Annotated in this window: 20 protein-coding genes and 1 riboswitch; of the genes, 14 read left to right on the top strand and 6 right to left on the bottom strand. The window is 68.1% G+C overall.

The window, feature by feature from the left end; all coding sequences use genetic code 11:
• Positions 1-110: 110 nt before the first annotated feature.
• Positions 111-1457 carry a diguanylate cyclase gene (locus JWQ81_RS37530; protein WP_297549288.1) on the top strand — a complete coding sequence of 449 codons (1347 nt, stop codon included), beginning with the start codon at positions 111-113 and terminating at the stop codon, positions 1455-1457.
• Here JWQ81_RS37530 and JWQ81_RS37535 read toward each other — a convergent pair.
• Positions 1441-2286 (bottom strand): tetrahydrofolate dehydrogenase/cyclohydrolase catalytic domain-containing protein, encoded by an 846-nt coding sequence (locus JWQ81_RS37535; protein WP_297549290.1) that lies wholly within the window; start codon positions 2284-2286, stop codon positions 1441-1443. The two genes, JWQ81_RS37530 and JWQ81_RS37535, sit on opposite strands and share 17 nt — an antisense overlap.
• Before the next feature lie 18 nt (positions 2287-2304).
• Positions 2305-2384, bottom strand: a riboswitch (ZMP/ZTP riboswitch).
• Positions 2385-2439: 55 nt separating this feature from the next.
• Between JWQ81_RS37535 and JWQ81_RS37540 the strand changes: the two genes are divergently transcribed.
• The 3 genes from JWQ81_RS37540 to JWQ81_RS37550 all read left to right on the top strand — a co-directional run bounded on the left by JWQ81_RS37540 (position 2440) and on the right by JWQ81_RS37550 (position 4720).
• On the top strand, positions 2440-3084 hold the full coding sequence (locus JWQ81_RS37540) for a GNAT family protein (protein WP_297549291.1): 645 nt from the start codon (positions 2440-2442) through the stop codon (positions 3082-3084).
• Between the two features lie 183 nt (positions 3085-3267).
• The gene (locus JWQ81_RS37545) at positions 3268-3957 is read left to right on the top strand and encodes an ATP-binding cassette domain-containing protein (RefSeq protein WP_297549293.1); all 690 of its coding nucleotides are present in this window, start codon (positions 3268-3270) and stop codon (positions 3955-3957) included.
• Positions 3958-4114: 157 nt separating this feature from the next.
• Positions 4115-4720 carry a response regulator transcription factor gene (locus JWQ81_RS37550; RefSeq protein ID WP_297549295.1) on the top strand — a complete coding sequence of 202 codons (606 nt, stop codon included), beginning with the start codon at positions 4115-4117 and terminating at the stop codon, positions 4718-4720.
• A 109-nt stretch (positions 4721-4829) separates the two neighbouring features.
• Here the strand turns inward: JWQ81_RS37550 and JWQ81_RS37555 are convergent, their stop codons facing one another.
• The 5 genes from JWQ81_RS37555 to JWQ81_RS37575 form a co-directional block, all read right to left on the bottom strand.
• Complete coding sequence (locus JWQ81_RS37555; protein WP_297549297.1) at positions 4830-6080, bottom strand: histidine kinase; 1251 nt, start codon at positions 6078-6080, stop codon at positions 4830-4832.
• Between the two features lie 191 nt (positions 6081-6271).
• Positions 6272-7750: a SagB family peptide dehydrogenase gene (locus tag JWQ81_RS37560; RefSeq protein ID WP_297549299.1), complete on the bottom strand. Its 1479-nt coding sequence runs from the start codon at positions 7748-7750 to the stop codon at positions 6272-6274.
• A gap of 39 nt (positions 7751-7789) precedes the next feature.
• Positions 7790-10114, bottom strand: coding sequence for a TOMM precursor leader peptide-binding protein (locus tag JWQ81_RS37565; protein WP_297549300.1), 2325 nt, complete (start codon positions 10112-10114; stop codon positions 7790-7792).
• A complete protein-coding gene (locus JWQ81_RS37570; RefSeq protein ID WP_297549302.1) occupies positions 10111-10263 on the bottom strand; it encodes a hypothetical protein in 153 nt (50 codons plus the stop codon). The genes JWQ81_RS37565 and JWQ81_RS37570 overlap by 4 nt, the downstream gene beginning before the upstream one ends.
• Before the next feature lie 206 nt (positions 10264-10469).
• Positions 10470-11231, bottom strand: a complete 762-nt coding sequence (locus tag JWQ81_RS37575) for an AfsR/SARP family transcriptional regulator (protein WP_297549304.1) — start codon at positions 11229-11231, stop codon at positions 10470-10472.
• Positions 11232-11515: 284 nt separating this feature from the next.
• Between JWQ81_RS37575 and JWQ81_RS37580 the strand changes: the two genes are divergently transcribed.
• The 10 genes from JWQ81_RS37580 to JWQ81_RS37625 all read left to right on the top strand — a co-directional run bounded on the left by JWQ81_RS37580 (position 11516) and on the right by JWQ81_RS37625 (position 21490).
• Positions 11516-11767, top strand: coding sequence for an acyl carrier protein (locus JWQ81_RS37580; RefSeq protein WP_297549306.1), 252 nt, complete (start codon positions 11516-11518; stop codon positions 11765-11767).
• 40 nt (positions 11768-11807) lie between these two features.
• Entirely contained in the window at positions 11808-13106 is a 1299-nt protein-coding gene (locus JWQ81_RS37585) for a beta-ketoacyl synthase (protein WP_297549308.1), read from the top strand.
• Positions 13103-14245 (top strand): beta-ketoacyl synthase N-terminal-like domain-containing protein, encoded by a 1143-nt coding sequence (locus JWQ81_RS37590; protein ID WP_297549310.1) that lies wholly within the window; start codon positions 13103-13105, stop codon positions 14243-14245. The genes JWQ81_RS37585 and JWQ81_RS37590 overlap by 4 nt, the downstream gene beginning before the upstream one ends.
• Positions 14242-14976 carry a 3-oxoacyl-ACP reductase FabG gene (gene fabG, locus JWQ81_RS37595; protein WP_297549312.1) on the top strand — a complete coding sequence of 245 codons (735 nt, stop codon included), beginning with the start codon at positions 14242-14244 and terminating at the stop codon, positions 14974-14976. The genes JWQ81_RS37590 and fabG overlap by 4 nt, the downstream gene beginning before the upstream one ends.
• The gene (locus tag JWQ81_RS37600; RefSeq protein ID WP_297549314.1) at positions 14977-16695 is read left to right on the top strand and encodes an NAD(P)/FAD-dependent oxidoreductase; all 1719 of its coding nucleotides are present in this window, start codon (positions 14977-14979) and stop codon (positions 16693-16695) included. It abuts the gene before it with no gap.
• Positions 16692-17618: a 3-oxoacyl-[acyl-carrier-protein] synthase III C-terminal domain-containing protein gene (locus tag JWQ81_RS37605; protein WP_297549316.1), complete on the top strand. Its 927-nt coding sequence runs from the start codon at positions 16692-16694 to the stop codon at positions 17616-17618. The genes JWQ81_RS37600 and JWQ81_RS37605 overlap by 4 nt, the downstream gene beginning before the upstream one ends.
• Before the next feature lie 71 nt (positions 17619-17689).
• Positions 17690-19048 (top strand): ATP-grasp domain-containing protein, encoded by a 1359-nt coding sequence (locus JWQ81_RS37610; RefSeq protein WP_297549318.1) that lies wholly within the window; start codon positions 17690-17692, stop codon positions 19046-19048.
• Between the two features lie 15 nt (positions 19049-19063).
• Positions 19064-20356, top strand: coding sequence for a type III PLP-dependent enzyme (locus JWQ81_RS37615; RefSeq protein WP_297549320.1), 1293 nt, complete (start codon positions 19064-19066; stop codon positions 20354-20356).
• A 51-nt stretch (positions 20357-20407) separates the two neighbouring features.
• On the top strand, positions 20408-20680 hold the full coding sequence (locus JWQ81_RS37620) for an acyl carrier protein (protein ID WP_297549322.1): 273 nt from the start codon (positions 20408-20410) through the stop codon (positions 20678-20680).
• A gap of 3 nt (positions 20681-20683) precedes the next feature.
• Complete coding sequence (locus JWQ81_RS37625; protein ID WP_297549324.1) at positions 20684-21490, top strand: hypothetical protein; 807 nt, start codon at positions 20684-20686, stop codon at positions 21488-21490.
• Positions 21491-21507 lie beyond the last annotated feature (17 nt).

Below are 21507 nucleotides of genomic sequence, written 5' to 3' on the forward strand. Positions count from 1 at the left end.
TGACGACCCTGCGTGAGAAGGCCGTTCACCGTCTGGGCTAATGACACACGGCGTGCGCCTGGTTACCATTACGGGTCCTATCCGCACAGGTGCGAGGGGGTAGGCCCGCGATGCTATTTTCCCGTGCGCGGACGTCCTTGCCCAGCGCCCCCAGGCGGCTAGACGGTCTCGATCCGCGGCGATGGCCGCTGTGGTCGCTGTCCCGCCCGGTGCTCATGTACCTCGGTCTCGTCGAAATCGCCGCTGCCGTCGCCGCCACGATGACCGCGACTTTGGTGCCGATCACGTCGCAAGCCCTGATCTGGTGCGCGCTTCTGATCGTTGCCGAGCTCGGTCACCTCGAGGCCGCGCGCGGTATCGAACGGATCAGGGAACTGGGCGCGGACGGAAGCCCGCACATGCATCTGCAGTCGATCTGGATCTTCGCCGCGTTGCTGTTGGTGCCGCCACCGCTGGTGTTGCTGGTGATCGTGATCAGCTACGGCCATTCCTGGGTGCGGGTCTACCGGCGCCGCTCTGTCTTGCACCGAAAGGTCTTTTCCGCGGCCACGGTGGTTTTGGCGTGCACGTGCGCGTACACCGTGCTCTACGCGGGGACGGCGGGCCAGGTGCCGTTCATGGCGCGGCTGGACGGGTTCTCCGGCATGGTGACGCTCATCCTCGCCGGTTTCGTCTACTTCGGGGTCAACTACGCCATGGTCGTCGCCATGATTCTGGTGACCAACCCGGCGAACCCCGGTCGCCAGGCGCTCGGCAACGTTTCGGACATCCTGATCGTCGGTGCCGCCGTCGGGCTGGGTTGCGGGGTCGCGTTGGTGATGACCGTGCGGCCGTGGCTGCTGCCGGTGCTGATGATCACCCCGCTCGCGTTGCAGCTCGGTCTGCTGCTGCCCCAACTGCGTGCGGCGTCGCGCACGGACTCGAAGACCGGCCTGATCACCTTGGGTTTCTGGGACGAGGTCGCCCAACGCGAGCTGCTGCGCGCGCGGCGGCTCGCTTCGACGGTCGGTGTGCTGATGATCGACATCGACCACTTCAAGCGCATCAACGACCAGCGCGGCCACCTCGCCGGGGACGAGGTCCTCCGCGCGGTCGCGACCGCGATCAGAGGGCAGGTCCGGGCGGAGGACTTCGTCGGCCGCTACGGCGGCGAGGAGTTCGTCGTACTCCTTCCCGGCGTCACCGGCGCGGAGGCGGCGAAGGTCGCCGAGCGTGTCCGGCTGGGCATCAAAGCACTCGCCGTCGACGTGCCGGCCAAGGACCTCGGCGAACCGCCGGTCACGGTCCGTGGGCTCGGCGCGTCCATCGGCGTCGCCGCGTACCCGCAGCACGCCACCGAACTGGGCGACCTGCTCCAAGCCGCCGACGTGGCGCTGTACGAGGCCAAGGAGACCGGACGCGGCAAGGTCGTCGAAAGCTCACGCCCCCTGCCGCCCGGGATCACCGCATCGCGCTGACGGCCGCGTCGACGGTCTGCTCCAGCAGCACGGCGATCGTCGTAGGGCCGACGCCGCCGGGGACCGGAGTGAGCAGCCCTGCGCGCGTCGTGGCTTCGTCGAACGCGACATCGCCGACGTTGCCTGCGTTGTAGCCCGCGTCGATCACCACGGCCCCGGGCTTGAGCCAGTCACCCCGGACGAACTCCGCTTTGCCGACCGCGGCCACCAGGACGTCTGCCGTACGCGTGAGGGAAGGCAGGTCTCGGGTCTTCGAGTGACAGATCGTGACCGTGGCATTCCGGGCGAGCAGCAGCATGGCGACCGGTTTGCCCAGGATCGGACTGCGTCCAAGGACGACCGCGTGTTTGCCGGCGAGGTCGACGTCGTAGTGGTCGAGCAGCCGCATGATCCCGCCCGGGGTGCAGGACACGAAACCCGCGTCGCCGAACGACATGCGCGCGAACGAGGCCATGGTGACGCCGTCGACGTCCTTGCCCGGCGCGATGGCCTCGAAGGCCGCCCGCTCGTCGATGTGCGGCGGTACGGGGTGCTGGAGCAGGATGCCGTGGACGTCCGGGTCGCGTGACAGCTCGGTGATCGCCGCGACCAGCGCCTCGGTTGTCGTCGACGTCGGAAGCTGGACGTGCCGGGATGCTATCCCCGCGTTCCGACAGCGGTTCTGCTTCATTTTCACGTAGGTCGCCGAGGCGGGGTCGTCGCCGACGAGCACGGTCGCCAGGCAGGGCTCCGATCCGGTTCGTTCGCGGAAAAGCCGCGCGCGCTGGGTCGTTCGCTCGACGAGGTCGCGGGCGAGTTCGGTACCGGACATGAGCTGGGTGTCGTGCATGAGGGTTCCTCGAGCGTCGCGGGATGCCCAGGCGCACGGCTCACGGCGAGGCCGCTCCACGGTGGTACTCCACCCGAACGCCAGTCACGGCCCGGATCGGACGATACCGGAAATCGAGGTGCCCCGCGGGCGTCGTGTTGCCATCCTGAAGCCATGCTCATCGACCACTTCCCGCCGGCTGGGCTTCGCCTGCGGACGCCTCGCCTGGAACTGCGGCTTCCGTCGCCAGAACAGCTCGCCGAGCTGGCCCAGCTAGCCGCGGGCGGGATCCACGAGCCGGGGTCGATGCCGTTCCTCATCCCGTGGACCGAGCTTCCGGCCGCCGAAATCGCGACGCGCATCGTCCAGCGGCATTGGCTGGGGCTGGGCAAGTGGAGGCCGCAGAGCTGGTCGGCCGACTTCACCGTGCTCAGCGAGGGCACCGTCGTGGGGCTGCAGACGCTCCACGCGCAGGACTTGGCGATCACCGGCGAGGTCAAGACCGGCTCGTGGCTGGGGTTGCCGCACCAGGGGCAGGGGATCGGTACCGAGATGCGGGCGGCGGTGCTGCATCTGGCCTTCAGCGGCCTTGGCGCGCTCGAAGCGTGCTCGGCCGCCTTCGAGGACAACCTGGCGTCCCAGCGCGTATCGCGCAAGCTCGGCTACCAGGACGACGGCGTCGAGCGCTGTGTGGTGGACGGCGAGCTCAGGATCGACCGCAGGCTGCGCCTCACCCGGGCGGACTGGGAGCGCCGTCGGACGGTCCCGGTCGAGATCGAGGGGCTGGCACCCTGCCTGCCGTTCTTCGGCCTCACCTGAGCACAACGCCGCTGACCTGCGGAAGGTCGCTCTGGGTGAGCGGGCGTATCGATCGGGGGTGGACCTAGGACCACTGGCGATCGGCTGGTCTGCACCCTCGGAACGGCCTTCGGTTCTCCCTAGTGTTGTCCCCAGCGAGAAGAAGCAGGCAGCGCCAGCCGGCGCCGGGCACAGGGAGCAGACGTGAACACAGCAGTCGCGCAGCAGGCCAGGACCGCGGATTTCGTCCGGCTCGAGTCGGTCCGCAAGTGCTACGACTCGGCGCCTCTCGGTGAGGTTGCCCTCGCCGGTGTCACGCTCAGCCTCGCCGAAGGCAGCTTCACTGCCGTGGTGGGCCCCGCCGGCTCGGGCAAGAGCAGCTTCCTGCGGTGTGCGGCGGGGCTGACGCGGCCCACGACGGGTTCCGTGATGCTTGACGGCGTCAAGCTCGGTGAACTCGACGACGCGGAGCTCACGGCGTTGCGGCGCGAGCGCATCGGCTTCCTCACCGCCGACGCGAACCTGCAGCCGTCGCTGACCGTGCGGCAGAACGTCCTGCTCCCGCTGCGGCTCGCCGGGCGTGACATCGCCGCCGACGCGGCCGACAAGGCGCTTGAGCAGGTCGGCGTCGCGGAGTTGGCCCACCACCGCACCGAGGAGCTGACGGCCGCCCAGCGGCAGCGTGTCGCGCTGGCCCGTGCGCTGGTGGTCGACCCACTGGTGATTTTCGCCGACGAACCGGTCCGCGACCTCGACGCGGCGGCCGCAGGTGACTTTCTGCGACTGCTCCGGGCGACCGGCCGGACCGTCGTGCTGACGACCGCCGACCCGGGTGTCGCCGGGCAGGCCGACGAGACCGTGCACCTCGACGGCGGCAGGATCGCGGCAGCTTGAGCCCCTTTTCGCCACCGGCCGCGATCGGTCGTGCGGGCTCCGCTAAACCTCGTGCGCGAACGGACCAACCTCGCCCGCATTACCCCAAATGGCTCCGTAGAGTGATTAAATCTGCGTACGTTCTGTGGGGGGACTGGGGCTGGGAAGTTGGCGCGGCATGATCAAGGTGATGCTGGCTGAGGATATGCACATGGTGCGCGGAGCACTGGTCGCATTGCTCAACCTCGAAACCGATATCCAAGTGGTGGCGGAAGTCGCCAACGGCAACGAAATCCTGCCGACGGCGCAGCGGCACCTGCCCGACGTCGCGGTGATCGACATCGACCTGCCGGGCATGGACGGGCTGACCGCGGCCGGGGAGATGCATGCCCGGCTGCCCGCGTGCCGCACGCTGATCCTGACCAGTCTCGGCCGACCTGGCACGCTGCGCCGGGCGCTCTCGGCGAAGGTCGGCGGGTTCATCCTCAAGGACGCGCCGTCCCGCGAGCTCGCCGACGCGATCCGCGGGGTCGCCGTCGGCCGTCGTGTCATCGACAGCCAGCTCGCGCTCGCCGCGTGGGACACCCAGGACTGCCCGCTGACCCCGCGGGAGGTCGAGGTACTGCGGCTGGCGTCGGACGGTACCGAGGTCGTCGAGATCGCCGCGCGACTGTTCCTCACCGCGGGCACGGTCCGCAACTACCTGACGACGGTCGCCACGAAACTCAACGCCCGCAACCGTGTCGATGCCATCCGCATCGCCAAAGACAGCGGATGGCTCTGACCCGCCTTTGCTGAACTCTTCAAGCTTCCCACTTTTGCGCTTTTGTGGGGTCTCTTAGTTTCTAAGAGACCGCGAGTCGACGGCGAGTTGCGGTAGTTGGCGTCTGCCCTCAAGCGGCGGGTTGCTGGTCATTTCGCTCTTCGTGCCGCAGCGGGATCTGGGCGTGGAGGCGGAAACGTCCGGCCGGTAGGTGTTTCGCGGTCAGGTCGCCGCCCAGTTTCCGCACCCGCACCGAGAGGTTCTGGATTCCGCTGCCGCCGGGGGAGTCCGCGGACGCGGGGATCGGCGGTCCGCCGATCCCGGCGACGGACACCCCGTCGTTGACGATATCGATGCTCGCGCTGTCGCGGTGCTGCCGGACGGAGATCTCGCAGCGCTCGGCCCTGCTGTGCCGCAACACATTCGTCACGCCTTCGCGCAGCACGGTCGCGAGCAGGGTGCGGACCTGGACCGGCAGGTCGTCGTAGTTCAGCTCCATCCGCGCGTCCACGTCCGCGGCCGCGAGCACCGAACGTGCCGTGGTGGACTCGTTTTCCAGCGAAAGCTCCCGGTAGCCCCTGGCCACCGCGCGGACGTCGGTCAGCGCCTGGCGGGAGATCTCGAGGACCTCGGAGAACTCTTCCTGTGCCCTGACCGGGTTCTTGAGAACCAGCCGGTGGGCGAGCTCGCTTTTCAGCGTGATCGCGGAAAGGCTGTAACCGAGCAGGTCGTGGAGGTCGCGCGCGAACCTCAGCCGTTCTTCGGCCACCGCGAGCTCGGCCAGCCTGGTCCGGCCGGCGTGCACTTCGGCGACGAGGTTGGCCAGCCGGGAGAGGCCGTACACGACCAGCCCGGTGATGACCGTGGAAACGGTGGTATAGGCCACATCCGAAAGCGTGCCGCCGAAGTTCGCCTGGATCACCGCCATGCTCGCGACGATGGAGGTGAACAGGACCGACGCGATGGCCGTGGGCAGTGTCAGCAACATCGTCCCGGCGAGGAAACCGGGCATGCCCACCCAAGCCTGTTTGTATTCGAGCATCGGCAGATAGACCAGACAGGCCTGCACAGTCAGCGCCGCAAAGCCCATCGGCGTACGTGTCGCTCCGGCATATGGTCCGAAATAGAGCAATTGGAGCAGGAGAAGCGTCACCATATAGGCGAAGGACAAGCTGGTAGGTACCACTCCCAGGTGGCGGGACAACACGGTCAAGAACCCGACGAGACACAGGCAACTCAACACGGTCGCGACGATCAGCCTGGCGATCTTCGGTGCCAGCGTGAGTGCGAGAGTGCCGTCTTCCCCGTCGGACCCGCCGATGTCCGCTCCGCCGGGTTCGTTACCCGCCGATCCCGCCGATCCTGATCTCTTGTCTGCCAAATCCGGCTCCGACGACATACGTGCCCTCTGATTCCCCAGTAATCCCCCTCCTGCGTGACCACCTTAATTCATCGGAACCGTCCGACGGTGAGTGTTTCCCACGCATTCAGGAAAATTTTCGGAACATCGGGGAATCGGTGTGCACGGTAGGCGCACAACGCGCTACTGCTCGTCATCACCAGCTTTGATCATCAATTTACCGTATCGATGGGACGGAGCCCGATGACGAACTCGCCGACGCTGACCTCGACCGGCCACCGCAGCCGCAGCGCGCTTGTCGCGATTTCGGTGTCGCCGACGGCCAGTGCGCACGGGGCGAGGTTCATCGCCGTGGCCACCAGGTACAGCGTCTGCTGCAGCACGCCGACGTGCTTCAACGCGGTCGAGTACGCGATCCCGCTGTAGAGCCAGGAAAGGCGTGCGATCCGGGCAGTCATGGTGATCAGCGCCGGCGGTCGGGCGACGCTGCCGGCGGCGATCCGCGCGGCGTCGAGCATCTCGTCGCACTCGGCCTCGGCCGTGTTGATCAGTGTGAGGGCGTGGCCGACCGGATCGTAGTGGTAGATACCGTGCGGTAGCCCGGCGCAGCGGTCGATGGTCAGGTAGAGCTCCAGCTCGTGCAGGCCGCCGACGCTCGGGTACGGCCGATCGGAGACGACATACTCGTCATCGCCTGCCACCAGCCTCTTGCTGGAGCGGATCCGCGCGGTGCGGTAGAGCAGCTCGCCGAGCTGGTCCACCGTCGGCGGCTCGTCGGCGAACCGGTGGAACGAACGCCGGTTCTCGATCACTTCGCTCAGCTTCGGGTCCGCGATCGACGGCGTGGTGAGATCGGGCCGGACCAGGACGAACCGGCGGCCCGGCGGGATCGTCTTGACCACCGGTGCCGGCGGCAGCACCCCGGCGCCGGGATGGTCGGCGCCGATCGGGCCCTGGTACCGGCCGCTGCGGCTGTGCGTGTGAAACATGAGGTCGGCGTGCGACCACGGGATCAGGTCGGGATCGCTGTCCTCGGCGAACAGGGCTTCGTCGGCCGGTACCCCGTTTTCCCCGAGCACGGCCATTCCCGCGGCGACCAGGTACGCGACGATAAGCGTCACCAGCGGCCTCGGCACCTGGACGGCTTCGGCGAGGTCCCGCACGGTCATCGGGCGGTTGATCGCGCCGGAGACCCATGCGGCCAGCGAGTAGTGCACGACCATCCGGTGCCGGGCCAACGGCGACTCGAGCACGAGTTCCCCATTGCCTGCCCGCATCGCGGTGAAGCGCGAGATGCGCACGACGTCTTCGCCTGTCAAGTTGGGCAGCACGAAGTCGGCGTTGCGGGCGATGGGGACCGCGGACAGCAGCGGCCCGTCGCCGGTCTGCCGGTCGAGCGAATGCACGACGCAGTGCCGCAACGCGCCGAGCACCTCCTCGAACCGTTGCCAGTTCGCCTTGTCCGCGTTGGCGCCGTCGTCTCCGAGCACGTTGGCCAGCGACGTCGGGCCCAGCTGCATGCGCCACAGCGATTCGCGCACGGTCGGGCCGGGGTCGGGCAGCCGGATCTCGCCCCACTCGGTCGCGATCAGCAGCTGACCGAGCTCCTCGTCGACCTCCACCAGCACGTCCTCGCGCAGTGACCACAGCCGCAGTGGCGACCGGATCCGTTCGTCCGGTTCGATGTGCACGAGCGGCCCCCTGAATCATGGTGGTGTCGGTAAAGCGGGTCAGACGAACAGCGGGAGCGGATTGAGCTCGCCGAATCCGGTCGGTTCGGCCAGCCTGCCCAGTTTCACGGGGACGTCGTAGAGCCTGCCCGGCGCGAACCGCGACCAGAAACCGCGCATCCCCGGCACGATCACCTTCACCACCGGCAGCCCGATATCCGGCCTGGTCTGGTCCAATACCAGCAGCTCCAGCCCGAGCTCGCGGACCCGCCGGTGGACGACTTCGACGTCGTCGCGCAGGTCGTCGGTGGCGAGCTTGCCGAAGGACGCCGGACCGCGCGCGGGCACGGCCGGGTCCGGCAGCAGGTACTGCTGCTCGGCGACGGTCGCGGTGCTCCACCACGCGACGGCGTCGGCATCGTTGCATTCGTAGATCCCGGCGGGCCCGACTTCGGCCAGCGCGGGCATGAGCTGGTTCAGCTCGGTCAACGAGCGGCGCAGCGCGACCGCGGGGTCGAGATGCGCGCCGAACCCGAACATGATGTCCTCGGCGGGTTTGTCGGTCCGGCGGGACAACGCGGCCATGGTCGGGATGCCGAAGTCCGAGGTCAGGTCCAGTACCCACACCTCACGGTCCATCCCGGCGTAGACCTCGCGCAGCTCCGCGATCCACGGGTCGCCGAAGGCGTCCAGGTCGACCGCGGGCTGGAGGGTGCGGTTGTACCACCAGAGCGCGACGGCGTCCCGCTCGACGAGTTCGAGCAAGCCCTGCAGGATCGCGTCCTCACGGCTGCTTCCGGCGGCGTTGCCGTTGGAGTCCGCGAGCACCGAAACCGCGCCCTGCTCCCGAGGCGCGCCGTAGTAGAGCTGCGCGGTCGGCAGCAGCCGCTGCCGTCCGGCGGTCAGCGACCACACCGGCGTCCAGTCCAGCACCGCGTTCTCGTCGAACGGGTCGGTGACGTGCTGGAACGGCGAATGCGCCGCGTTCCAGGCGGCCCGGCCGGGGTACTGGCGTTCGTCGAAGAGCTGGCAGTCGTTGGGGTGGATGGCGGACTCGCCCAGCGAGCGGAGGCTGCCCCGCACGCGGTACTCGTCGCCATGGAAGTTGCCGGAATGTCGTTCCAGCGCTTCACACAACGCGCTGACCTCGCCGTGCAGCGGGGTGATTCCCTTGCCGCCGTTCTCGACGCGCACGCTGGCGCGCAGCGCGCGCAGGTGCCGCGCGCCGAGCGCGAGGTTGGGGCCGGACCGGTAGGAGTTGAAGAACGCCGGGCCGCGCGGATCGCGACGGATCTCCTTGACCAGCCCGCTGACCGGGCTGATCAGGTGCCGGAAGCCGGCCATCATCTCTTCCGGGGTCTTCGAGCGGTGTCCGCCGCCGCTCTGGCTGACTTTCCGTCGCGGTTCGAGCACAACAGGTCGCCGGGTCTGCGCGGCGATCAGGCCGGGGTCGCCGCAGGAAACGCACTGCGGACGTCGTCGGACTTCGTGTAGCCGGCCGCGGAGATCCAAACTGTCCAGGGTCCAGATGCTCTGCTGGCCCGCGTAGCGGTAGCCGGCGAGCCATTTGGTGGCTTCGAGCGTGATGAGTCCGGTGGCCGCGGTTCCCAGCGGTGGCAGCGAAACCGCCGGCTTGGTAGCCGGCCCGCTGTGGCCGAGCGCGGCCTGGACGTGGGCTTCGGCCTGCCGGTACCCCCAGAGCCGGGTGGCGAGGCAGTGCCAGCACGGACCGTCCGGCGCGAACACCGGGCCGATCCAGACCTGGGCGCCGGTCGGGTTGGCCAGCAGCCATGGACGCCCCGCAGCGCGGTGCGCGGCGTCCACGGCGGCGAGGTCGACCGACAGGTAGTCGTCGCACAGGACAAGGGAAAGCGCACCGGCAGGCGGTAGCTTTCCGAGTTCGGACAGTGCCACCGAGACTCCGGCCGCCCGCAACGCGGTCAGCACGGGCTCGGGGTCGACCGACCCGGCGGTCAGCAGGGTGACCTGGCTTTCGGTCACCCCGCTGAGCGCCTCGGTGGCGTCGAGTCCGCTCGCCTCCCAGTAGGCGAGCGTCTTTTCGTCGGTGTTCGTGGTGGCTTCCGGCACCGGACGGTGCCAGGAGACCAAGCCGGCGTCGGCCAGCCGGGTGAGAAGACTTGTGAGCTGCTCGGCCGCTATACCCCCAGGACGGCCTTCAGGTAACCCTCCGGCCAGAGTGCCGAGCAGAGAATGCAGGTCCCGGGTGCCATCAAGCAGGGGAGCGAGGGTTTCCAAGTGGGCTCCTTGCAGGGCGGTGACGCCGCGCTCGGAGAACAGGTAGACGGCTTCGTCGGCCACTACCTCGGCACGCAGGTGCCGCTTGAATCCGATCAGCTCCGCGGCCGCGGCCCCCGGGGTGTTCACGCCTGGTTGGCGGGGAGAGTGGTGGCGGCGTCCTCGCCCCAGCAGATCGTGGTCGGGGCCACCGCGGCACCGATCGGGTTCGACCAGCCGTCGAACTCGTCGATGACGAGCTCGACGGAAGAGGTGAAGTCCGGGACGTGTGCATTCATTGTTTTCTGTCCATTCTCTTCGGGTGTCTCTCGAGTGGAGTGGAACTTCGTGCTGCGGTAGTGGAACAGATTCTGCTTCGTCAGGGAATGGCTTGCCAGTGCCCGACTCACCCCCGGCATATGTTTCTGTCATACGCCGGTTGCCGTCTTCACTCAGCGGGTCTGACCAGCGTCGGAGCGTCAGCGAACCAGCAGTCGGAACGCGGTCAAGCGCTGAGCAACTGGTCCTGGTTGAGGATGGAATGGTAGAGCTGACGCAGCGGCCGACCGGGTTCCAGTCCCAGTTCGCGGTCGAGCCATTTCCGTGCGTAGTGGAATACGTCCACGGCTTCTGCCTGGCGGCCGCTCCGGTACAGGGCGATCATCAGCTGTTCACTGAACCGTTCCCGTTCCGGGTGTTCGGCCACCAGTTGTTTGAGTTCGGAAACGACGACCCGTTCGCCTCCCGTGGCGAGCTTCGCCGCGATGAGGTCTTCTCTGGCCGCCAGCCGGCGTTCGTCCAGCAGGGTCGCTTCACCCTGACACCGATGGCCGCCGGCGACGTCGAACAGCGCCGGACCGCGCCAGAGCCGCAGCGCGCTCTCGAGCTGTTCGACGGCCAGTTCCGGTTCCCGTGTGACGTTTCGCGCGCCGCGTTCGGCGAGATCGAGGAACCGGTGTGCGTCGACCGCGTCGGCCGGGACGTCGAGCAGGTACCCGACGCTGGTGGTCCGGACCAGTATGTCGCCCCGGACGCCGCTGACCGACTCCAGTAGTTTGCGCAACCTGACCACGTTGGCCTGCAACGCGTTGCGGGTGTTCCCGATCGCTCTGTCCGGCCAGAGCTCGTCGACGAGCTGGTTCGCCGACAGTGCCGTGCCCGGGGTGAACGAGAGCATCGCGAGCACGGTGCGTACCCGGGCAGAGCCGACGTCGCGGGCGGTTCCGTCGCGGGCCAGCGAGAGCGGACCCAGTATCTGAATCTCCATCGTAGGTTACCCCTGTCGAGCTTGAGAGCCTCCGCACTGGTGATCGGCGGTCGGCCTCCGCCAAGACTTCCATCGGGCCCTTGACCGGGACAGTGTCCGCGGCACGACTACGGAGTGTAATTGTCCTGACCGGGCCCATGAGAAACACATAGGTCCGCACCTCGGCGGGGCCGAACGCTGTCAGCGGACGGTCAGCTCGCGGTCACCGCTGCTCTCTAACTTGGCCTGACCCGGTAAATCGGGGTGTGACAGGAACTTCCAGCAGGAACCCGGATGGAGTAGCCATGACCCTCGCGATTTCGGACCGTATGGGGCGTATCAAGGAAATCGTCTGTGAGCACCTTGAGCTGGAGCTCGACGACGTCACCGAGACCAGCAACTTCCACGAGGACCACTCAGCGGACTCGCTGGCGCTGATGGACGTGCTCGCCGCGCTGGAGAAGGAGTTCGGCGTCGAGATCGACCAGGCCCAGTTCGCCCGCATCGTCGACGTCGAGAGCGCGTACACGGTGGTCGCCGAGTCCGCCGGCTGGTAACCGAAGATACCCCGCAGGCACCGGAGAAATCGGGAGAACGATGTCCACGTACCTTGCCGAGAACGCTCGGCTGTCCACGGCGCGCCGCGTCGTCATCACGGGATGCGGCGTCATTTCGAGCATCGGCACCGGTGTCGCGGAGTTCAGCGCGGCATTGCGGGCCGGCCGCAGCAATGTTCGCCCCATCACCGCTTTCGACACCACCGGCTTCGCGCACTCGAACGGCACCGAGGTGGCCGACTTCTCCCCGGAACGGTGGATCCACAACGTCGACCTCGCCCAACTGGGCCGCGCGAGCCGGTTCTCGGTCGCCGCGTCCAGGCTGGCGGTGGAAGACGCCGGCCTGGACGAGTCGACGCTGCGTCAGCTGCGCGGCGCGATCTCGGTCGGCACCACCGACGGCGAGTGCAACGACCTCGACACCCTCGTGGAGATGGAGTTGGCGGGCGGCCCCTCGGCACTCGATCCGACGCTGGCCAGGCGGATCTCGCCGGGCCGGATCTCCACCGCGATCGCGCGGGAGATCGGGCTCGCCGACGTCGAGCCGACGACGATCGCCACCGCGTGTTCGGCAGGCAACTACGCCATCGGCAACGGTTTCGACGCGATCCGGTTGGGGGACGCCGATTTCGCGCTTTGTGGCGGAGCGGATGCGGTGTGTCGCAAGACCTTCGCCAGCTTCTACCGGTTGCGCAGCATCGCGCCCGACTGCTGCCGCCCGTTCGACAAGAACCGGATGGGGATCCTCACCGGCGAGGGAGCCGGCGTGCTGATGATGGAGAGCCTTGACTCGGCACTCGCCCGCGGTGCCCGCATCTACGCCGAAGTCCTCGGTTACGGACTGTCGTGCGACGCGCACCACCCGGTCGCTCCGCACCAGCCGGGCATCACCCGGTGCATGGACCTTGCCCTGCGCAACGCCGGGGTCAAGCCGGCCGAGGTCGACCTGATCTCCGCGCACGGCACCGGGACCAAGGCCAACGACCTCGCCGAGACGGCCGCCATCCGCGAGCTGTACGGCGAGGATGTTCCCCGGGTGGTGTCGATGAAGTCGATGCTGGGCCACACCATGGGTGCGGCGAGCGCGCTGGCGGCGATCGGCTGCGCGGTGGCCATCACCGACCGGTTCATCCCGCCGACGGTCAACCACCTCGAGACCGACCCGGACTGCGCGGTCGACTGCGTCCCCAACACCTCGGTCGAAGCCGACCTGCGGATCGTGCAGAACAACGGCTGGGCCTTCGGGGGCAACAACTCCGTCATCATCCTCGGCCGCCACGAAGCGGGCCCACGCACAGAAGCCGTCACAAACGCCGTCACAGAAGGGGCGCACCGGTGACCGGAATCGAGAACACCAGCCCGCTAGCGATCTCCGCCTGGTCGGCGATCTCGCCGTTCGGCTACGGCCGCGAGGCGTTCGCCGAGGGCCTGCGCAGCGGACTGTCCACAGTGTCCTTTCCGGACCACGAGCGCTGGGCGGTCGAAGACGACGAGGCTTGTTTGGTCCCCGGCTTCGACACCCGAGAGCTCCTCGGGACCAAGGGGACCCGTTCGATGAACCGGGTCACCGGGCTGGCCGTGGCCACCGCCGGGCAGCTGCTCACCGAGATCGGCTACGACTCCGAAGGTGAGGGAACCGAGGACATCGGGCTGGTGCTCGGCACGACCACCGGCAGCGCCGAGTCCATGATGAGCCTGACCCGCGCGTCGCTTGTCGGCGAACGGCCCGACCACATCGAACCCGCGCTGGTTCCGAGCTGCGTGATGAACTGCGCGGCAGGCCAGGTCGCGATCTGGCACCAGGTCAAGGGCCCGAACGCGACCATCGCGGCGGGCCGCAACACCGGCCTGCTGGCGTTGAACTACGCACGTCGGCTACTCGTCACCGGCCGCGCCAGCCGTGTCCTGTGTGGAGCGGCCGAGGAGTACACCACGGCCAGGTCGCGCCTTGAGCGAGCGGCACGCGATGGGGCGGCCGGGGACCTTCCGCCTGGCGAGGGTTGCGCGATGCTCCTGCTGGAGCCTGAGGCCGACGTCATCGCCCGTGGAGACTCTCCACTTGCGACACTCCTGGGCTTCGAGTCGAGGATCGCAGTTGACGGGGACATCGACACCGCGACGCAGTTCGCCGTGCGGAGGCTGCTGGATCGCGCCGGCGTGACCGTGTCCGAGGTGCGTGCGGCGGCAGGCAGTACCGGAACCGTGGCCGAGAACTCCGCGCTGCTCGACGTCTTCGGCGTGGAAGTGACCGGCCGTCCGTCGCTTTCCGGGCTGATCGGCGACACGGCGTCCGCAGCGAGCATCTTCGAACTCGTGGGCCTGCTCGCCATTTCCGGCTCCGGGACCGATCTCTCCGACGCGCTCGCCGTGGTCACCGCGTGCGAGGACGACGGCTCGGTCAGCGCTGTGTTGGTGCGCCTCCACGGTGTCCCCGCCGATGCCACCCGTGAACTCGCCGCCGCCGGCGGTGTGCGATGACCAAGGTCGCACTGGTCAGTGGCGGTTCTCGGGGGATCGGCAGCGCGGTCGTCCAGCGGCTCGCGCAGGACGGCTTCGACGTGAGCTTCTGCTACCGCAGTGATTCCGTCGCCGCGGACGTCCTCGGCAAGGAGGTCACCGCACTGGGTGTCCGGGCGCTCACCGCGCGCGCCGATGTCACCGACGTCGACGCCGTCGACGAATGGCTTGCCAGAACCAAGGAGGAGCTCGGCCCGATCGACGTGGTGGTGACCTCGGCTGGGATCACCCGAGACAAACCGCTCGCGCTGATGGAGACCGAGGACTGGGGCCAGGTACTGCGCACCAACCTGGACGGTGTGTTCAACGTCTGCCGTCCGGTGGTCTTCGACATGATGAAGCGCCGCACGGGCACGTTGGTCACGCTGTCCTCTGTCTCCGGTGTGTACGGAAACCCCACGCAGACCAATTATTCCGCGTCCAAGAGCGGGGTCATCGGGTTCACCAAGGCGCTGGCCAAGGAGGTCGGCCGGTTCGGGATCCGGGCGAACGCCGTGGCGCCCGGGATGATCGACACCGACATGCTCGCCGAACTGGCCGCGCCTGCCCGCAAGAAGCTGCTCGACGCCATCCCTTTGCGCCGTTTCGGCCGTGCCGACGAGGTCGCCGACCTGGTTTCTTTCCTGGTCTCCGATCGTGCCGCGTACATCACCGGCAGTGTCGTCGAGGTCACCGGCGGACTGGTGGTTTAGATGACTGAGTCCAGGGACAAGACCTCACCGGCGATCGAGCGGGACTGGGACGTGATCGTGGTCGGCTCCGGGGTCGGTGGGCTGGTGTCCGCCGGCTACCTCGCGGCCAGCGGACGCAAGGTGCTCGTGCTGGAGCAGCACGACGTCGCCGGCGGCAACGGGCACGTGTTCCGGCGACGGCGGTCCTATGAGTTCGACGTCGGCATCCACTACGTGGGCGACTGCGGGCCCGGTGGGCTGCTGCCGTCGATCCTCGCCGGGCTGGGGGTCTCCGACCGTGTGCCGTTCCGCCGCATGGACGATGACCGGTTCGACCGGATCATCCTGCCGAGCGTGTCGATGGATGTGCCGACCGGCTGGCCTCGCTACCTCGCGCAGTTGGTGAAGGCGTTGCCCGAGGAGGCCGCCGGGCTGACGACGTTCGCCGAGGTCTGCGAGGCCGTCGCGTGGGCCAACCGGGAAATCATGATCGACCCGTCGAAGCGGGTCGGCGACATGACCGGGGCCGTGCGTCGCTGGATCCGCCGCACGCTGACTCAACTCTTCGACCACTGTGGACTGTCCATGAAGGCCAGGACGTTGCTGGCGGCGCAGTCGGGCAACTACGGGACGCCGCCTTCGCAGGTGCTGGTCGTCATGCACGCCACCATGATCGACGAATGTCTCCGCGGCAGCTACTATCCCGCGGGCGGTGGCCAGACTGTGGTGGCCGCGCTGGTCGAAGCGTTGGAGTCCCACGGCGCGACCCTGCTGACCAAGACACGGGTCGACCGGATCGAGGTCGAGAACGGGCGGGTCACCGGGGTCCGCCTCACCGACGGCACCAGCCTGTGTGCGCCGATCGTGGTGTCCAATGCGGACCTCAAACGGACCGTGCTGGAGCTGACCGATGGCGCGTTCTCCGAACAGGAGACCAAGCGCGCCGAGAAGGCCCAGATGCGACTTTCGACGTCGACGGTGTACCTCGCGCTGGACCGAGAACTCGACCTGCCCAACGGAAACATCTGGTACTGGCCGGGTGAAGACGTCGACCACGCCTATGCCCAGATCGAAGCCGGGGTCATGGACCCGCAGTTCGCGTTACTCTCGTTCCCCTCGCTCAAGGACCACGGCGCGGCTTCGGTCTGCCCGCGCGGGCACACGAACATTCAGATCCTGACCCTGGTTCCGCGAGGCTACGAGCCGTGGGGTCTGTCGGCGGGCCCCGCCGGCGGTGCGTCCTACCGTCGTGAACCCGCCTACCTGCGGGCAAAGGCCGGGCTGACCGAATCGCTGCTGGAGATGACCGAAGCGGTCATTGGGCCGTTCCGCGACAACATCACGCATGTCGAGACGGCGACTCCGCTGACCCACGAGCGCTATACCCGCTCCACCGGCGGTGGTGCGTACGGCATGGCGAGCTGGGGACCGGCAGGCCGCCAGCCCGAGGTCGAGACCTCGGTCGAAGGGCTGTACCTGGCCGGGCAGAACACCCGCTACGGCTCGGGCGTCACCGGGGTCGCGCTGAGCGGCCTCGCCTGCGCGTCTTCCATTGTGGACAGGAAGCTGCTGCCCGAGGTCTACCGTGGTGCGGTCTTCGGGAACCCCGAACTGCTGCCGGAGCGTGAAAACGGCTGGGACCCACTGGCGGTCAGCCGCGGTGCTGCCCGCCGCAACGCGCGAGGGCTCGCGAAGATCGACAACCCGAGGCACGCCTTGCCCGCCGGGGGGCTGACATGACCTCCATCGTCGCGGTGTCGGCCCACCTGCCCGACACGGTTCCGGTCGGCCCGCTGCTGGACAGTCTCGGGCTCGACGCTGTCCGGGTCTTGCGATACCAGCGGATCTACGGGCTGTCGAAGATCTGCCGGACGGCGGACTCCGAGGCGGACCTGCTGCTGGCGGCGGCCGGCAAGCTCGAAGGCCTGGCAGGGCAGGAAGATCGCGTCCGCTATGTCGTCCGCGCTCGGACCGTGCCGTTCGCGGCACCGTACCCGGCCAGCCCGCTGGCCCGGGTCCGCGACGAACTGGGACTACGGCACGCGAAGACGTTCACCCTCTCCGAACACGCTTGCGCTTCCGGACTGCTGGCCGTCGACCTGTGCGGCACGTTGCTCGCGGCCGACGGCGATCCGGACGCGCTCGCGCTGGTCCTGCTGGGGGAGAAGGCGTTCACGCCGTCGGTCGCGATGATCCCGAACGTCGGGGTGATGGGTGAAGGCACCGCCGCGGTGCTGGTGGGTTCCGGCGGCTCGCAGGACCGCCTGCTGGGTTACGCCACGCGTTCCTACGGCCGTGCCGACGCCGCGTTCGTGATGTCGGACCAGGGGGCCGCGGAGTTCCGCAGGATCTACGCGGACGGGCTCGCCGAGGTGATGGCCGCGGCGGTGGCCCAGGCCGGGATCGCCCTCGCGGACGTCGACCTGGTGCTGCCGCACAACGTCAACCGCATCTCCTGGGCGCGGTCGGCCGAAGACCTCGGGCTGGACCCGGACCGGATCTTCCTGGACAACGTGGCCGAGACCGGCCACTGCTTCTGCGCCGATCCGTTCATCAACTTCGCGAGCGCGTCTGAGCTCGGCCGCCTGCGGCCGGGTGATCGGTACCTGATGACTTCGGTCGGGCTTGGCTCGACCTTCTCGGCGATGCTCTTCGAGCACTGAAACATCGAGCACTGAAACATCGAGCACTGAATCTTCGAGCACCTTCTTGCACTGAACGGTTAGGGGCTGACATGGATACGACACCCGATTTCACCACGAGACTCAAGGCGGCCGTCGGTGCGCCGGGGGCCCCGCTGGTGTTCCTCGGCAACTTCGAAGTCGAGGAGCAGTGGGCGCGCGGTGAGTACGGGCTGCCGAGGGTGTCCGCATCCTCGGGGGTCGCCGTGGTGAACAAGATGGACGAGTTCGCGCTGCTGCTCGCCGGGCCCGACGACCACGTCGTGCTCAAGACCGCGCCGGACGAGTCCTATCTGGACTACCTCGTCGGCCTCGGGGTCAGGCTGCCGACGACGCACGTCATCGCCGACCAGGACCCGCAGAAGACGGTCACCGCGGACGCGATCGACGACGAACGTGTCGTCGCCGAGCTGGCCGCGCTGGCTCCGCTGGGTGCCCGGATCGCCCCGCACGGGGTGTCCGAAGTGGAGGAACGGCTTTCCGCGGTCACCGGGCTCGCGCTGGCGGGACCGTCCGCTGAGATCTGCAAGGCCGTCAACAGCAAGGTCTACAGCCGGCGCGCCGCCTACGAGCTGGGCATCCCGCAGCCGAAGGGCTGGGCGTGTGCCACGCTCGCCGAGTTCGACGCCGCCGTTGTCGCGGCGTCGGAACTGCTGGAGGCCGGCCGAAAGGTGGTGCTCAAGGAGGCACTCGGCGTGTCCGGCAAGGGGATCGCCGTGGTCGACTCCATCCACCGGTTGCAGCGCCTGCAGAAGATGATCGTCAAGCAGGTCGAGCGCGGCGGGGTGGACCGGATCGGGTTCGTCATCGAGGACTGGGTGGCCAAGCGTGCCGACCTGAACTACCAGTTCACCGTTTCCCGCGACGGCGATGTCCACTTCGACTTCGTGAAGGAAGCCATCACCGAAGGTGGTGTCCATAAGGGACATCGCATGCCTGCCGCGCTTTCGCCGTCCCAGGTGGACCTGCTCCGCGGGGTCAGCGACCTGATCGGCAAGAAGCTGGCCTCGGACGGCTACCACGGCGTGGTCGGCGTCGACGCCATTGTCGCCCCGGACGAGACCGTCCACCCGGTGATCGAGATCAACGCCCGCAACAACATGTCGACTTACCAGGTGCGGCTGACCGAGCAGTTCGTCAACCCCGGCCAGGTCGTCATCGCCCGGCATTACCCGCTGCGGCTGTCCGCGCCGCTGCCGTTCGAGCGGCTGGCACCCGCACTGCACGGCCTGCTCCTGGAGCGCGCCGGCGGGGAAGGTCTGCTGGTCAACAACTTTGCCACGGTCAACGCCGCGGCCACCGCAGCGGCCGAGTTCGACGGGCGGCTGTATGGACTCATCGTCGCGGACTCCGTCGAGCGGGCCAACGTCCTCGACACCGAACTCACCGCACGCCTGGCGACTCGACACTAGGGAAGGAAACAGACCGTGACCAGCGAATTCGAACTGCAGGGCCTCGGGATCTCCGAGCTCGCCGGCGAATACGGAACCCCGTTCTACCTCTACGACGGCGAAGAGCTCGGCGGCAGGCTGACCAGGCTGCGTGCCACCCTGCATCCGTCGCTGGAGGTGTTCTTCTCCCTCAAGTCCAATCCGAACGTGTCGATCTGCGCGCTGTTGCACGCCCACGGTGCCCGCGCCGAAGTGTCGTCGATGGTCGAGCTGGTGACGGCACTGACCGCCGGCGTCGCGCCCTCGGACATCATGTTCCTGGGACCCGGCAAGAGCCAGGCTGAGCTGTCGGCATGCCTCGACCACGACATCTACGCCATCATCTGCGAGTCGTTCGGCGAGCTCGACCGCATCGACGAACTGGCCGCCGCACGCGGGGTCACCGCCAGGGTGGCGTTGCGGGTGAACCCGGAGTTCGCGGTCAAGGGATCCGGGCTGACTATGGGGGGCAAGCCGCGTCAGTTCGGCATCGACGAAGCCCAGCTGCTCGCCGCGGAAGAGCTCGCCGCGCGCTACCCGAACATCCGGCTGATCGGCGTCCAGGCGTACATGGGCACCCGGATCCTCAAGGAGGACCCGGTTGTCGAGAACACCTTCCGCATCTTCGACCTGGCCGAGCGGGTCGCCGCACGGCACGGGTTCGCCCTCGAGATGGTCGACATCGGTGGCGGGCTGGGCATCGCCTACTTCGAGGGCGAGGACGACCTCGACCTCGACGTGCTCGCCGCGAAGATCAACCCGGTCATCGAGGAGTTCGCGAACCGGCACCCGGACACCCGGCTGGTGATGGAGCTCGGCCGATACCTCACCGCGATGTCCGGCACGTACGTCACGCGTGTCGAGTACGTCAAAACCTCGCTCGGGGAGCGGTTCGCGGTCGCCGACGGCGGCACGAACCACCACATGGCGGCGGTCGGGATCGGCTCGTTCGTCAAGCGGAACTTCCCGATGCGGGTGCTCAACCGGATCGACGAGGAAGCACGGGAGAGCTGGTACGTGACCGGTCCACTGTGTACTCCCAATGACACGCTGGGCAAGAAGGTCGCGTTGCCGCCGGTCCAGCCGGGCGACCTGATCGGGGTGGAACGGTCCGGTGCGTACGGACCGACGGCGTCGCCGGTGTTCTTCCTCAGCCACGGGTATCCCGCCGAAGTACTTGTCCACGGTGGACGGTCGTACCTCATCCGCGAGCGCGACCAGACGACCGACCTGCTCGCCCGCCAGCACCTGCACGACGTCGCGTCCTATGCGGCAGATGCCGTCCGCTGACCCAGTTGTGCGCCTAGTTTCGCGTGAATCAGTTTCGAGAGAGGGAGAACCATGAGCGCCACCACCGTAGAAACCAGCCGAGGGCGGATCATCGCCGCCATTTCCGACGCGCTCGCGCAGGTGCTCGATACCGAGCTGCCTGAGCTCACCGAGGAAACCCGGCTCTTCGAGCAGCTCGGCCTCGACTCCACCGGGGTTCTCGAACTGCTGATGCTGCTCGAGGACACCCTCGAAATCGAGGTCGACGCGGACGGCATCGAGATGAGCAACTTCCACAGCGTCGGCTCACTGGCCGACTTCGTCACCGCCGAAATGGCGGAATAGGAGATGTACCAGGCCGCCCCACCCACCCTCGCGACCCGCCGCCGGACCGGCCTCGCCGAGCTGCCGCTCGGCCTGGTCTCGGTGGTGAGCAGGGACTTCACCGGTCCGCGTTCGCGCGTCGACGGTACTGCCATCGCTGACTACTTCTCCGATCTGGCGGACGGCTTCGGGGTTCCCTACACGGGTGGGGCGTCCTGGCACGCCGAAGGAAACGCCTATCCGGACATGGTTCCGGAGCTGTTGGACCAACTCGGGCCCGAACCGTTCGATGTCGTGGTGCTCGCTGCCGCGGTGCCGGACCTCGACCCGTGGCGCTCCGCGGCGACGCGGCTCAACGACGTCCTGCCAGGATCGCCGCTGCTGTTCGCAGTGTCCGACCAGGGCTCCGGCGCGACCTTCACCGCACTGCGCCTGGCCGGCGAGTACGCGGCCCGCCACGACTACCGGCGTGCGCTCGTGCTGGGCATGGACCAGGCGACTTTGCCTTACGACACTGGGGAATCCGTCCTCGGTGGTGATGCGGCCGTGGCGCTCGTGCTGGAGCGCGGCAGCGGCACGGTGTCGGTCGGTCAGGTGAGCGACGTCGAGCCCGGCGAGGTGCCGGACGTGCTCGGTGAGCTGCTGGCGGGCGTGACCCCGGCGACGATCGTGGCCGGGTGCGGCGTCGGAATGCTCCCTGGTTTCGACGCCCTCAAGCGGGTCGCGGCCGGTTTCCCGTGTACCGGGCTCTGGACCGCACCGCGGGGCCGTACGGCGTATCTCGACTACGACCCGGCGCACGGAGATCTTTCCCTGTGCCTCGCTGGTTAATCGGCCAAAGGGGTGAG

The sequence above is a fragment of the Amycolatopsis sp. genome (assembly GCF_025464955.1).
Classification (GTDB): Bacteria; Actinomycetota; Actinomycetes; order Mycobacteriales; family Pseudonocardiaceae; genus Amycolatopsis.